Origin of the sequence: Cellulosilyticum lentocellum DSM 5427 (assembly GCF_000178835.2) — a bacterium.
Lineage (GTDB): Bacteria > Bacillota > Clostridia > Lachnospirales > Cellulosilyticaceae > Cellulosilyticum > Cellulosilyticum lentocellum.
Window position 1 is genome coordinate 514,816 of sequence record NC_015275.1, and the last position, 14,954, is coordinate 529,769.

Genomic DNA, 14,954 nt, shown 5'->3' on the forward strand with positions numbered 1-14,954 from the left:
CTGCTGGGTTTTCTTTTTTAGTACTATTATATGCACCTAAAACGTGATAAATTAACAATATAGAATAGTAAAATAATAACTTGTCATATAGACAAGGGAGCGGTTAACACTAGCAAATTGCCACATTCGCCATATGAATTTTTGGATGATACAGTTGAACATATATTTAATGGAAAGGTAGAAAAAATAGGAGCACCTAATCAATATGTAACAGGGTGGCATTATCAAGCAGAGTTCAATCCACAAGGAAATAAAATTACTAAATTAGTAGAAGGACCGGATGAATATGGAACAATAATAGCCGAGGTAGAAATACAGGGAATACCTAAAAAGCAACCATCAACGTTTTTTAGTAGTCAATATACTACAGAAGAAGTAGTAGATATGATTATGCAAGCACATATGAATAAAGCAAGAGTACCTGGAACAAGAAATTGCTTTAGAGGAGTAGCTGATAACGGGATGTGTATTGAAATGTTTTTGGCTGGAGATGGTACTAATATTGCTGATGTTATTACTGCATATCCTATACATACTAGCACACTAAAATAAAAAGAGGGATGTGATGAAATAGTGTACATAGATATATTAAACCATGAAATTTCAAAAGATAAGTTAGATATTAAAATAACAAGTGAAATCATTGGGAGTACAACAGGAACAAAAGGATTAAATCTTCAATATTGTAAAGATGATATTAGCACAAATATTAAAATATTATTAGAAGAAGACTTAAAAGGATTGAGTATATATATAATGATAGAAAGTATATGTAAGGATATAGACATTGAGGATTATATAATGGACGATATTCTATATCAATCAAGTAAAATTGTAAAGATAATAAAAAGGAGACTTGATTTAGAAAAACATTTTATGAATATTAATATGGATACATTAGTGACAGCTGAGAATAGTATTAATGAGTGGGCTAATGATAAAATCAGACAATATATTAATGAAATATGTGAGGACATCCAATCAAAAGGTTCAAAAACATTTAACTACAGTAACGAATTATTTGTTTTTGGAGCAAAAGGTAAAAGGATTTCAAGATTAATTGAGGAAATGAATATAGCGACGGTTGTTCGAAGTAATGGGGGATATTTAATAAGATTTTTAGATGAAAAAATTGATGGATGTAATGAGCCTATAAATATTTTTGCTAAAAAACTCTCAAAAATTGGCGTTCCAAGCTTATCTATTCCATTGATAACACTAGATAATTATTGGCAATAGATTATAGTGAAGATAATGTGATATGTAGTAGATATATGAGATGACAATTAATATATTCACCTAGCATACCAATTAAGTTTGGTCCCTGCTGGGTTTTGTTTTTAGGAATTGTTATATAGTTTAAAATGCTAACTTACTTTCTTGCTTACATATAAAAAGAACAGTAGAAGTGATAGATTTAAAGCGCTATGGGCTAACGCCAGAAAGTGGTATAGACGAAAAGCAATCAAAGGAATTAAGTAAAGCTATTACCTTAAAGTATGATTCAGACTACTATAAAGAGAAAAAAGCAGAAGAACTAGCAAGTAAGTTAGCGTTATTTAATGGTTTTATAGAAGATGTCAATATGAAGGTTATTGCTATAGGTGAAGCAGGAGTAGATCTAGGAGTAGATATGGTAATAGGAGCATATAAACTAGGAATTGAACCGGTGGCAAGATTAGGAGACTTATTTGTAGCTTGGAATTTTAAGAACTTAGGGGTAATACCACAAGAAACATTTGATAATAAATACAATGACTATTGTACTTATGGGGAGAATCTAACGAATGGCCTAGGAGGAGCATTAATCAATGTATTTAATACCAACCTAGAAGAAAACACACTCTTAAGTCCTATTTATTATACTTTCACAGGCTTTGGAGACTACATGAAAGGCAATATGACACATGAAGAGACAGTAGAATACTTCAAGAGGGTCATAGAGTCGGTGATGATTGTAGAAGGTGGGGTAAAAGCCCTAGAAAAGGGAACTACTATAGTCAAAAATAAGCTATCCACAACCCCGGCTACAGAGCAGTGAAAGGATTAAATCAAGTAGATGACATCCTAAAAACAACTGATGATATAAGGTATGAAAAGTACTGGGAGGATCTAGCGAAAAGAACAGATGATATTCCACCTAACTGGACACCAGATGAGTATCAAAAATATATAAATGCTACAGAAAAGGTAGATGCAGAATTAGCACTAAAGAAAATAGATGCAGATGAGTTAATAGAAGCTAGGAGAAAAGCATTAAATGAAGAAAAAGGATTTTTAGAAGAAGTATCAGAGATAGAACGAGGAAAGCAAGATGTATCTAAAAAAGATGTTTATGCATTTAGCCAGTATAAACAAGGATTACTTAAAGAGGATATATTATCAAATTCTCAGCAGATTATTTCAGGAAATCAATTATGGGATAAAAAAGCAATTAGTGAATTGACTAAAGATGGAAGTAATATAAATGATTGGTCTAAAATGTCATCAAATTATCAATATGATACACCATATGGGAGAGGAGAGGTACATTATTACCAAAACCAAGTGACTGGAGAAATATCATCATTTGATATTAAGATGAAGATAATTAAGAGTAAAAATTTATGGAAGGATAAAACAATAGCAGAATACTATATTGTAGACTTAGATAAAGATTTTAACATAATAGGAGTGAGGTGATTTTATGAGAATAGCATATAAAAAAATAAATCATAGAGAAGTTGCACTGAATAAGTATGGTTTTTATATCGTAATTGGAATACAGAGGAGAGGAGAAGGCGATAGTGATAATAGATATATAATAGAAAATGATAACGGTCAATTAATGTCGTACTCAAGTGATTTATTTGAAGTTATAAATCATAAATATAGCTCATACTGGATAGAAAATGAAGAAAAGGCTATTATGCCAAGAGAAATATCATATAAGACATTTTGGGAAGATTTTTATAATGATGAGCAAGTAGCTATTCAAGTATTAAGTGAAGTCAAAAGTAAGATATACTTAGAGGAATTGACAACAGAAGAAGTAAAACAAATTATAAGAGACAAAGATGAGAGGTATATATATTTAGTTATTAAGGCACTAAGTATGTTGCCAGACAAACAATATGTGGGAGATATAATAGAGTATTGTCACTGCTTTTTAGATGATTATAAGAAGGAAGTTTCTATAAAAGATGCATTTTTGTATCTAAGTAATTTTAGAGAATCCAAAGTAGAGGACTTATTTGTAAAGTATTTATTAAATAGTGAAGTGGAAATAGAAGAGGCAACAGCTATTGTTAATAAGTATTTTGAATAAATGTTTTATTTAAAGGGTATTCACAATTGACGAGGAATGCTGTTAATGAAGAGATGCGATGCTATTTCTCTAACGAGTTTCCCATAAGTGATGAAGAATATTTCGGAGATACAGGAGTTGCATTTTATTTTGATTATCCAGCAGTAGATGAAGAATGCATTATTATGTTGTCTAATCAAGAATTTTATGAAGTTATTAAGAAAAAATATATGGAATATTTAAAGGATAATAAAATGAATCAGAAAGAAATATTGAGGCTATTGGACGAAATTAAGTGTAAATTAAGTTTATAGAAATGTAATATTTCCCAGCACACCAATTAAGTTTGGTCCCTGCTGGGTTTTCTTTTTGAAGCACTATTAAATATACCATAGGCATGATAGACTAAAAGTACATACAATAGTAAAACAATAACTTGCTACATAGCCAAAGGAGTGGGTAAGGCTAGTAGCTTATAAAGAATCAAAAACAGATTCTGAGCTCATCCAAGATGCAGGATAAGGAGTTGTGGACCCTGCTTCTGTAGCTTTTGCAATCACAAGAAATCGCTATATTTCGTTAGTATTAGAGGGCAGCAATGTAGTTGCTTCAGACCTAGAGAGAACTATGATGAGATTTATCTAAGAATCATGGGCATCTGTTTATTTGGGGAAGGAGAATATAGTAAATTTGCAAATACGGATATAGAATTTACCGAAGAAACACTAAAGGCAAGTGCAATAAAACTATCGGGATAAAGCAATAGTACAATTTTGAGCTAGAACGGAATTGATCTGTAGTCATGTGAGCTTAAATGTAGATGACGTAGTTAAACTTAATGTAGCAGAGAGATTAAAGAAGGCAAAGTCACAGTATTATGATAAGTTATTTGAAGGAGAGTTAGATGATGAAGCATGGGGGAAACTAACCCTAAGATGTATATAAGCTTATAAGCACTGATACATTTGTCATAATCACCGTAGATATGAAGAATTGTTTGCTTTATATTTGATTTTTAATGGTTTTTGGAGCTGATTCAGAATGAAAGTGTTTATAGTAAGTGCTACGATTGACACTGAGAACACGACAGAGTTTCTTTGAAATCTTGATCATAACGTTTTGCAGTGGACATAAATGATACCTCCTTTTGGTGACTAAGTTAATAGTCATTTATTTATAAATCATATCCACTTATTTAATATAGATTCCAAGATAAGAGATAAAACATAAAGTATAAAAAACAAAATATGAAGAGTAGACAGTGAATAATCAACCCTATAAAATAAAGAATAAAAAGGGGAAGAGATAGGAAGGGAGAGAGATCAGATGGAAAAAAAGAGTGTGGGAGCCTTAGCTTTCTTATGGTTAAAGGACCATAGGAAGAGTATAGTACTTTATTTAGTACTGATGTTTCTTTACTGCGTAGTAGCAGCTTTATCTAAGATTCCTATGGGGCCTATTATATATAGTACCTATGTATTTGGATTTATAGGTATAGTTATTTGCTTGTGGGATTATCAAAAATACGTTAAAAAATATCATGCTTTATTAAATGTCTATGAAAATAGAGGGATCTCATTAGAACAGCTACCTATGTCAAAGAATCTTATTGAGGAAACTTATCAAGAGATTTTAAAGGCGCTTTATGATAATCAACAAGCAGCAAAAATGCAATTAGGTGAGCAAAAAACTGAGATGTCAGACTACTATACCTTGTGGGCACATCAGATTAAAACGCCTATTGCAGCTATGAAGCTTTTACTGGAACAAAAGGAAGAACAAAATGGTTATATGTTAGAAACAGAGCTTTTTAAAATAGAACAATATGTGGAAATGGTGCTGCAGTATTTAAGGCTAGAGAGTATTTCATCAGATTTGGTCTTAAAACCCTATTCCCTTCAAGATATCGTAAGACAAGCTGTGAAGAAGTATGCTATGAGTTTTATTGGGAAAAAGTTAACACTTCAGTTAGAGCCTTTTGAGGAAACCGTATTAACAGATGAGAAGTGGATTAGTTTTGTAATCGAGCAAATTTTATCAAATAGCTTAAAGTATACACAAACAGGAAGTATTACTATTTCAGTAGAAGATACGGAAGAAGAAACAAAGCTTATGATTAAGGATACTGGTATTGGCATTAGTCCAGAAGACTTGCCTAGAATCTGCGATAGAGGTTTTACAGGTTATAATGGTAGAATGGATAAGAAGTCAACGGGTATAGGACTATACCTTTGCAAGCAGGTGACAACAAGACTTTCACATCACTTAGAAATAACTTCAGTGGTTGGAAAGGGAACAACGGTTACTTTGGGCTTTCGTAAGAACAAAAAAATATAGAACTTACAAAAATGTCATGTTTGAAAAAAGAAATGTAAGCCAAAGAAATGGCAGAGCATTTCTTTTTTTTCTATACTAAAAGAGTAAGTGAGATATCATAATACTTACTATTACAACTATTACATGAGCATAGTATGACTGCATCTAAGCACTTCTAATGATTAGCAGCGCAGCTATAATAACTTTTGAAGTAAGAGCTCAGTCATCATTAATTAAGTAAGAAAGGGAGAGACAACCATGTCATTGTTAGAAGTTAAAAATTTAAATAAAGTATATACTACTAGGTTTGGAGGCGCACAGGTTCAGGCTTTGGATAATGTAAGCTTTTCTGTGGAAAAAAGTGAATATGTAGCCATTATGGGTGAATCAGGTTCAGGAAAGACGACATTACTTAATTTACTTGCATCTTTAGATGCACCTACTAGAGGTGAGATTTTATTAGAGGGCAAATCCTTTGCTACTATTAAACCTAGCGCTAGATGTGCTTTTCGTAGAGATCATTTAGGTTTTGTATTTCAAGACTTTAATTTATTAGATACTTTTTCAATTAAAGATAATATTATACTGCCTCTTGTCTTGCAGGGGGAAAAGTATGAAGTAATGGGAGAGAGGCTGGAAGCATTAGCTAAACAGTTAAGGATTGAAGAAATCCTACCTAAGTTTCCCTATGAAGTTTCAGGAGGACAAAAACAAAGAGCAGCAGTTGCTAGAGCCCTCATTACACAGCCTAAAGTTGTTTTGGCAGATGAGCCTACGGGAGCTCTGGATTCTAAAGCTTCTAATCAGCTTTTAGACTTATTTGGTGAGATTAATAAACAAGGACAAACTATCGTTATGGTAACGCATAGTACTAGAGCTGCAAGTCATGCAAGTCGTGTACTTTTTATTAAGGATGGCAACCTTTTTAATCAGATTTATAGAGGAGAAATGAACGATAAGGAAATGTATAGGCACATTTCCAATACTTTAACAGTTTTACAAGCAGGAGGCGGTGACAATGAATAAAGCTGTCCTTTTACCAAAACTAAGCCTTAATGGCATTAAGAAGAATGGTTCAGTGTATGTACCTTATATGCTCATTACGACTTTTTCAGTGTTTGTATTTTTTATTTTTAGTGCTATCTGTGATAATAAAATGCTTTATGATTTACCTTATGCAGACTATGTAATGGTCCTGATGCAAATCGGTCGTGTGCTTCTAGGAATTATTTTAGCACCTATTCTTTTTTCTACCCATGAATTTCTAGTGAAGCAAAGAAAAAATGAACTAGGGCTTTATAACGTATTAGGTTTAGATCAAAAGTATATAGGTGCCATTATGTGCCTTGAAAGTATATTTATTTATCTAGTAACCACAGGTCTAGGTATACTGGTAGCAACTGTTTTTTCTAAACTGATTTATTTACTCCTTTTAAATGTTTCAGGACTTCCGGTAGATACTGAGTTTGTGGGTAGTTTCAAAAGCTATGAGTACACCATTGTTTATTTTGGTGTGATTAGTTTAGTTAACTTAGGAGTTAGCTTATGGCAAGTCTTTATTACTAAACCTATCGAACTTCTTAAGAGCAATAAAAAAGGAGAAAAAGAAGTAAGGTTTTTAGGCTTTAGAGCAGTTATGGGATTCCTTATTTTGGCCACAGGATATTATATAGCACTGATTACAGAGTTAGATAGTATGATATTTGTCAACTTTTTCTTAGCAGTAATGCTGGTTATTTGGGGGACCAGATCTATTTTTAAAACAGGTACCATTGCTATTTTAAGATGGATGAAAAGCAAACCTAACATTTATTATAAAAAGAAGAATTTTGTTACCATATCAGGCATGCTTTATCGTATGAAAAGAAATGCACAAGGCCTAGCAAATATTTGTATTTTTAGTACCATGATTATTATTACTTTAATTTGTACGTTAACGGTTTTAACAGGAGAAGAAGGAGCTGTACGTTTTAATTATCCTATGGACGCCGAGTATCATTTTAATGTAGATGAGTTTGATACATTAGAAAAGCAAGAAGCTTTTAAGGCAAAGGTGGAAGAAATAGCCAAAGCTGCTTCTTCAAAAATAACAGATTATAAAGAGTTTACGTTTCAAAAGGTAAAAGGTTATAAACAAGATAATGCTTTTCTTAATGCAAGTTTACATGGTGGAAGTAGGGAAGATACTTTTGCACTGCGTTTTATGACCCTATCAGATTATAACCGTATAGAAAATAAACAAGAAACTTTAGCAGAGAATGAAGTTCTCATTTTTAGCAAAAGTGAAGATTTTGCTAGTAATGAAGTGATTTTGGAGGATGAGACCTTTAAAGTAAAAGAAGAACTTAAGTCATTTACCATTGAAGCCAAAGAAGAAAGAAATATGGTGGATGAAACTTACTATATTATTTTAAAGGATAAGGAATCAATAGACACTCTAGCAGCTAAGTTTAGCGCATCACCAAAAGAAGATGAATTATACAATATTCATTTTAATATAGAAGCGGCAGAAGTGAATAAGGATTTATTGATTGAAAATCTAAATACCTATATAGATACAGCTTATGGACATCGTTCATCAGGTTATGTAGGACAATGGAGAAAAGAAACAAGGTCTATGAATGGTGGTTTCATTTTCTTAGGGATTTTCTTTGGTATTGTTTTCAGTGTTTGCCTTGTGCAAATGATGTATTATAAACAAATATCAGAGGGCTTTGAGGATAAAAAGAGTTTTGAAATTTTGCAGCAAGTAGGGATGAGTGATGAGGAGGTAAAAGCAACAATTAAAAGGCAAATTCTCATTGTATTTTTCTTACCTCTTATTTTTGCTATTATTCATATGGCTTTTGGCTTACAAGTCGTGAAAAATTTATTAGGTGTACTCAACTTATACAATGATGCATTAATTTATGCGTGCAGTGGTGTAGTCATTGTTGCATTTACCCTACTTTATGTAATTAGTTATCTGTTTACAGCGAAAGCTTATTATAAAATTGTAAAGCGTATGAATTAAAAAGACATATTGTATAACTAAAAACATATGCTATAATCATATTATCAAAGGCGATATATCAGGAGATATATTGCCTTTTTTTGGTATATAGGCTATCCGTAATTCATATATATTTTTCATATTATATATTTTATAAATATATCAATTGATGAAAGTAAAAACTAGCTTCTAATTTATACAGAGGCTAGTCTTACTGAAAGAAAAGACAATGGGAGTAGGGGATGAACAACATGATACTAAAAGAGAACGAATGGAATACGATGAATAACATTTTATTAGATATGTACGAAATAAGGGATATTAATGAACTAACTGATAGATTGTTAAAGACGTTTCGCATGTTGATACCCTATACGCAAGGTTATTATCTTATTTTTAATAAGGAAGGGAAAATAGATGTTAAACAATCTAGTTTTATCTTTAGCGATGATAATAGTGTAGATGAATACCTTAAGCACTACTATCATGTGGACTACCTGAAATATGTATCTGACTTTACCAAAAAGACAGTAACTTATAGAGATACAGACATACTAGATGAAGATATAAGAAAGAAAACGGAGTTTTATAGGGAATTCTTAAGGCCTAAAAATATTCCCTATGGTTGTGGCATTATTTTATTAAAAGAAGAAAAAATAATAGGCATTATTAATCTGTTTAGAAGCAGTGAGCTGGGAGATTTTTCAGATAAAGATTTATATATCCTAGATAATTTAAAGCTTCACCTTAGGAATATTCAATATCATTTATGCGCTAAGGAGATAGAAGGAAAGGAAAGTAAACTAGATTCAGTCTGCAAGCAATATGATCTTTCAGAGCGAGAAGGAGAGGTGGTACAATTGGTTAATGACGGGTGCTCTAATAGCGAGATTGGTGAAAAGCTGTCTATTAGCATTTCTACGGTAAAGAAGCATTTTTATAATATTTATAATAAGACTGGTGTTAAAAATCGAACGCAGCTTTTGGTATTATTAAAGTAAACTAAAATGGATAGTAATAGAACTTAAGTAGTAGAGAGATAACTTAAGTTCTATTTTTTTCGTTTAAAATCATGCTGAAGGCTAATTGAGAAGACGAAGAGAAGGGACTAAGATATTAATTAATAAAGGAATACAAGAAAACAAGATGCAAGGGCGCATTTATTTTTATAAAGCGCCCTTGCATTTTTTATTTGTAACTATTTAGTCAGGGCAAAGTGTAGAGTGAAAGATACTTGGATGCAAAAGACTGAACAGTTATGAGTTAATTAATGATTAATGTAAGGATGAAAGGTGGTAAGTGCTATGAAAAAGATTTGGAGTAAAACATTAAAACCAGGAGAAAAATGGTCAGGCAATATTGGAAGAGGTAAATACATTCACTTTAAAGCATTAGGAAAAGATGCCAATGTATCTTTATTACTTTATAACATGAGGGATACTTCAGAACGTTACAATATGCCAGATACTTTGAAGGCTCAGTATACTGCCCACTTAACAAAAGGAAATGTACTTATGAGCGATAATGGTAGAGTTTTTGCTAGTATCGTAGAAGATAGCCTGGGATGGCATGATACGATTTCAGGCTATACAACAAGAATGATGACAGATGAAAAGTATGGAAAGACCACTTATCAAGATTTAAGAAATGATTGGCTTAGAAGTGGAGAAGAAAACTTTGCAGTAGAGCTAGTCAGAAATAATATGGGGCCTAGAGATTTAGTACCATGTGTCAATCTTTTCTCAAAGGTTTATGTAGAAGAAGATGGCAGCATGCATTATGAAGCAGGTCACTGCACCGAAGGCGCTACTGTTACCTTAAGAACAGAGATGGATATGATTATTATTCTTTCAAATACACCTAATCCACTTAATCCAAGTGAGACTTATCCAAGTGTTCCAGTTACTGTTGAAGTTTATGATGCGCCACCTGTAGATTTAACGGATGAATGTGTGAATCATAGACCAGAAAACTATAGAGCATTTGAAAACACTTGGGATTACTATAACTTACTTGGCCTATAAATGAGATAACAAATGATGGTGGAGAAAAAAGCCTGTTAGGTGAATGAAAAATAGGAGGGAATGAATATGTACGGATTTATTAAAAAAGAAAGTGACTTAAAAATAGAAGATGCTATTTATGATGAAGTAGTAAACGCAGGTGATGGTTGGATGCATGAGCTTCTTCCAGGCCAAACTTTTCGTATTTTAGATATGGAAGGTAATCAAGCAGTGGATACAACCTTTTATGATATGACGAATCCAGAAGATCATTATGGAGCAGTAACAACCGTTGTCATGCAACAAAACATTTATTTAACGACAGGGAGCATTCTTAGAACGGAATCAGGAAAACCCCTACTTGAGATCACAGCCGATCTTACAGGGCGCCATGATACCTTAGGTGGTGCGTGTTCTTCTCAAAGTAATACGGTGAGATATGCTAGAGAAAAAATTGACATGCATAACTGCAGAGATAGCTTTATGCTTCAACTAGCAAAAAGCGATAGTGGTATTCAAAAGCGTGATTTAGCACCTAATATTAACTTCTTTATGAACGTACCGGTTACCAAAGAAGGTGGATTAAAATTGGATGATGGTGTATCTGCGCCAGGTAAATATGTAGAGATGAAAGCATTAGAACATACCATGGTACTCATTAGTAACTGTCCACAGCTTAACAATCCATGTAATGCATACAATCCTACACCTGTAAGATTACTTATTTGGGATACAAAATAAATGTGAAGGAGGGGAAGTGTCTATGTTTAAAAAAGTTTTGATTGCTAACCGAGGAGCTATTGCTGTAAGGATAGAGAGAACATTAAAGAAAATGGGAATTTCAAGCGTAGCTGTTTATTCTAAGGCTGACCAAGATAGCCTTCATGTAGAATATGCAGATGAAGCTATTTTGCTAGGAGAAGGCACAGCTAAAGAAACCTATCTGGACATGGATAAAATTTTAAGCATTGCCGTAGAGACTAAAGCAGAAGCAATCCATCCGGGCTATGGTTTCTTAAGTGAAAATACAGAGTTTGCAAGAGCCTGTGAAGAAAAAGGCATTAAATTTATTGGACCTACCCCTGAGCAGATTGAGTTATTTGGACTCAAGCATTCTGCTAGAGCCCTTGCAAAAAAAGCAGGTGTACCTTTACTTCCAGGAACAGAGCTTTTAAGCAGCGTAGAGGAAGCGGTTAAAGAAGCTAAAAAGATTGGCTATCCTGTTATTTTAAAAAGTACAGCTGGTGGTGGTGGTATTGGTATGCGCATTTGCTATTCCTTTAAAGAGCTAAAAGAAGCTTATGAAGGCGTATGTTATTTAGCAGCAGCTAACTTTAATAATGCAGGTGTTTTCTTAGAAAAATATATTGAAAAATCAAGACACGTGGAAGTACAAATCTTTGGTAATGCCTATGGTGAAGCTGTAGCACTTGGCGAACGTGATTGCTCTGTACAAAGAAGAAATCAAAAAGTAGTAGAAGAAAGTCCAGCTCCAAACTTACCAGAAAAAGTGAGGGCAGCAATGTATAAAGCAGCCGAGGATTTAGCTAAAGAAGCATCCTATCAAAGTGCAGGAACCGTGGAATTTTTATACGATGAGGCAGAAGAAAAATTCTATTTTCTTGAAGTAAATACAAGGCTTCAAGTAGAGCATGGGATTACAGAAGAGGTACTTGGCTTAGACCTTGTTTCTTGGATGATTAAAGAAGCAGCTGGTGAGCTTAAAGGTATGAAAGAACAGCTTAAAAAACCAGATGGTCATGCTATTGAAGTACGTGTCTATGCAGAAGATTGTTTAAATGGTTTTAGACCAAGTTCAGGAAAGATAGACGAAGTTTATTTTGACCCTATTTGTAGAGTGGAAAGCTGGATTAGAAAAGGCATTGAAGTTACTTCTTTATATGACCCCATGCTTGCTAAGTTAATTGTACATGGTAAAGACAGAGCAGATGCCATTAGGAAAATGAATCAAGTATTAAAAAATTCTAGAGTATATGGTATTACTACTAACCTTCAGTACTTAAAAGCACTTTTAAAAACAGAAAGTTATGAGAAAGGCTTACTTTTCACAGGCATGCTAAAAGAATTCTTACCTAGTGAAAAAGCAATAGAAGTACTGGATGGAGGTGTGCAAACCACTGTTCAAGATTATCCAGGTATGATTGGTTATTGGTCAGTAGGCGTTCCACCTTGTGGGCCTATGGATAGTTACAACTTCCGCTTAGGCAATAGTTTATTAGGTAATGCTGAAGGTGCCACGGGATTAGAGCTGACCTTAAGAGGAGGCAGCTATAAATTTAGAGCAGCCATAAGCTTTTGTATTACCGGAGCCGATATGCAGCCAACCTTAGATGGTGTACCTATTGGGATGTATCAAGTCATTCATGCGATGCCTAATCAAATTCTTAAGTTTAAAGACTGTAAAGTAGGGATGAGAACCTATTTACTTGTAGCCGGTGGTTTTGATATGCCAAAGATTATGGGCAGTAGCTCTACTTTTATAGATGGTAAATTTGGTGGACATGGTGGAAGGACTTTAAGAACAGGGGATGTGCTAAGGGTTACAGAGAATTGTTTAATCGATTCTATAGAATCTGTGCCTGATAAGTATAAACCCATCCTTACAAATGAATGGACAATTGGTGTGATTCCAGGGCCTCAACCAACAGAGGAATATTTAAAGCCAGAGTATCTACAGACGCTGACCAACTCAGAATATGAGGTCAACTTTAATAGCGCCAGAACAGGTATACGATTAAATGGCCCTATTCCAGAATGGGTACGTGAAGATGGGGGAGAAGCAGGGCTTCATCCATCCAATATTCATGACAATGCTTATGCTATAGGAACCCTTGACCTTACAGGTGATCAGCCTATTTTACTTGGACCTGATGGACCAAGCCTTGGAGGCTTTGTATGTGCTGTAACAACAGCTAAAGGTGAGCTTTGGAAAATAGGACAGCTTCATCCAGGAGATAAGGTTCGTTTCCAACTTCTTTCTCTAGAAGAAGCAGAACTGATTAGAAAAACAGAAGATGCCAATATTAAGTTTAGAAACGCTATTCCTAAATTACCTAAGCCTAATAAAAAGCTGACACCACAGTACGCTATATTAGCTAGAGGGTTCGCAGCAGATACAGCTATTATGATTCGTTTAGCTGGAGAAGAAAACATCCTTGTAGAATACGGAAAAATGGAGCTTAATATAGAACTTCGTTTTAGAGTACATATTTTAATGCAAGAACTAGAAAAGGTAGGAATTTCTATTATTGATTTAACACCAGGTATTCGCTCACTTCAAATTCACTTTGATCCAGATAAGATTGCCATTAAAGACTTAGTAGATAAGGTATTAAAAATCAATGAGGCTCTTCCACCCTTAACAGATGTTACTGTGCCTTCTAGAATTATTAAATTACCTCTTTCATGGGATGACCCGCAAACTAAAATTGCTGCTGAGCGTTATCAGCAAACAGTAAGGCCTAATGCACCTTGGTGTCCAAGTAATCCAGAGTTTATAAGAAGAATCAATGGTTTAGACAGCATAGAGGATGTAAGTGGTATTGTCTTTGAAGCCAATTATTTAGTATTGGGGCTTGGGGATGTCTACCTAGGAGCACCAGTAGCTACCCCAGTTGATCCAAGACATAGGATGGTTACTACTAAATATAATCCTGCAAGACCATGGACCCCAGAAAATGCCGTAGGTATTGGTGGTGCTTACCTTTGCGTTTATGGTATGGAAGGCCCTGGTGGCTATCAATTTGTAGGAAGAACCGTACAAATGTGGAACTCTCTTAGAGAAACAGATAACTTTAAAAAAGGAAAACCTTGGTTACTTAATTTCTTTGATCAACTTAAGTTTTATCCCGTATCAGCAGAAGAAATATTACAATACAGAGAAGATTTCTTAAGAGGAAAATTCAAAGTAGAAATAGAAGAAACTACTTTTAACCTTGGAGAGTACAAAAAATTCTTAGAGGAGATTAAAGAGAGTAGTAAGGCATTTAAAGATCATCAAGAAGCTTCCTTTGAAGCAGAAAGACAGCGCTGGAAAGAACAAGGCTTAGATGAATTTGTTTCTGAGCATCATGAAGCAGCAGCTATTGTGGAAGAGGAACTTGCAGAAGGCTGTGAAGCCGTAAGAACGAATATTCCAGGAAGCGTATGGAAAGTGCTTGTACAAGAAGGAGAAGAGGTAAAAGAGGGACAGGAGCTTATGATTCTTGAAAGTATGAAAATGGAATTTCCTATTACTTCAGAGTTTACAGGCCAGGCTCAAAAGCTTTATCTAAGTCCTGGTGATCAAGTAAGTGCAGGCCAGTTAGCCGTATCAATTAAAGTAAAGGAGGAGTGA

The 14,954-nt window shown here is 34.0% G+C and carries 14 protein-coding genes; all 14 read left to right on the top strand.

Annotated features, from left to right (window positions below):
• The first annotated feature begins 141 nt into the window (after nt 1-141).
• Entirely contained in the window at nt 142-552 is a 411-nt protein-coding gene (locus tag CLOLE_RS02300) for an EndoU domain-containing protein (RefSeq protein ID WP_162145057.1), read from the top strand.
• 21 nt (nt 553-573) lie between these two features.
• A complete protein-coding gene (locus CLOLE_RS02305; RefSeq protein ID WP_013655463.1) occupies nt 574-1,239 on the top strand; it encodes a hypothetical protein in 666 nt (221 codons plus the stop codon).
• A gap of 169 nt (nt 1,240-1,408) precedes the next feature.
• Nucleotides 1,409-2,041 carry a hypothetical protein gene (locus CLOLE_RS02310; protein WP_013655464.1) on the top strand — a complete coding sequence of 211 codons (633 nt, stop codon included), beginning with the start codon at nt 1,409-1,411 and terminating at the stop codon, nt 2,039-2,041.
• A complete protein-coding gene (locus tag CLOLE_RS02315) occupies nt 2,038-2,682 on the top strand; it encodes a hypothetical protein (RefSeq protein WP_013655465.1) in 645 nt (214 codons plus the stop codon). The genes CLOLE_RS02310 and CLOLE_RS02315 overlap by 4 nt, the downstream gene beginning before the upstream one ends.
• Before the next feature lie 4 nt (nt 2,683-2,686).
• On the top strand, nt 2,687-3,307 hold the full coding sequence (locus CLOLE_RS02320; protein ID WP_013655466.1) for a hypothetical protein: 621 nt from the start codon (nt 2,687-2,689) through the stop codon (nt 3,305-3,307).
• 26 nt (nt 3,308-3,333) lie between these two features.
• Entirely contained in the window at nt 3,334-3,600 is a 267-nt protein-coding gene (cdiI, locus tag CLOLE_RS02325) for a ribonuclease toxin immunity protein CdiI (RefSeq protein WP_013655467.1), read from the top strand.
• A 490-nt stretch (nt 3,601-4,090) separates the two neighbouring features.
• Nucleotides 4,091-4,231 carry a hypothetical protein gene (locus CLOLE_RS22760; RefSeq protein ID WP_162145058.1) on the top strand — a complete coding sequence of 47 codons (141 nt, stop codon included), beginning with the start codon at nt 4,091-4,093 and terminating at the stop codon, nt 4,229-4,231.
• 381 nt (nt 4,232-4,612) lie between these two features.
• Complete coding sequence (locus CLOLE_RS02330; protein WP_013655468.1) at nt 4,613-5,623, top strand: sensor histidine kinase; 1,011 nt, start codon at nt 4,613-4,615, stop codon at nt 5,621-5,623.
• Between the two features lie 237 nt (nt 5,624-5,860).
• Nucleotides 5,861-6,628, top strand: a complete 768-nt coding sequence (locus CLOLE_RS02335; RefSeq protein WP_013655469.1) for an ABC transporter ATP-binding protein — start codon at nt 5,861-5,863, stop codon at nt 6,626-6,628.
• A complete protein-coding gene (locus CLOLE_RS02340) occupies nt 6,621-8,615 on the top strand; it encodes an FtsX-like permease family protein (RefSeq protein WP_013655470.1) in 1,995 nt (664 codons plus the stop codon). Before CLOLE_RS02335 ends, CLOLE_RS02340 begins: the two co-directional genes overlap by 8 nt.
• Before the next feature lie 230 nt (nt 8,616-8,845).
• Complete coding sequence (locus CLOLE_RS02345) at nt 8,846-9,595, top strand: response regulator transcription factor (protein WP_157864028.1); 750 nt, start codon at nt 8,846-8,848, stop codon at nt 9,593-9,595.
• Nucleotides 9,596-9,898: 303 nt separating this feature from the next.
• Complete coding sequence (locus tag CLOLE_RS02350) at nt 9,899-10,618, top strand: urea amidolyase associated protein UAAP1 (protein ID WP_013655472.1); 720 nt, start codon at nt 9,899-9,901, stop codon at nt 10,616-10,618.
• 66 nt (nt 10,619-10,684) lie between these two features.
• Nucleotides 10,685-11,338 carry an urea amidolyase associated protein UAAP2 gene (locus CLOLE_RS02355; RefSeq protein ID WP_013655473.1) on the top strand — a complete coding sequence of 218 codons (654 nt, stop codon included), beginning with the start codon at nt 10,685-10,687 and terminating at the stop codon, nt 11,336-11,338.
• Nucleotides 11,339-11,360: 22 nt separating this feature from the next.
• A complete protein-coding gene (uca, locus tag CLOLE_RS02360; RefSeq protein ID WP_013655474.1) occupies nt 11,361-14,954 on the top strand; it encodes an urea carboxylase in 3,594 nt (1,197 codons plus the stop codon).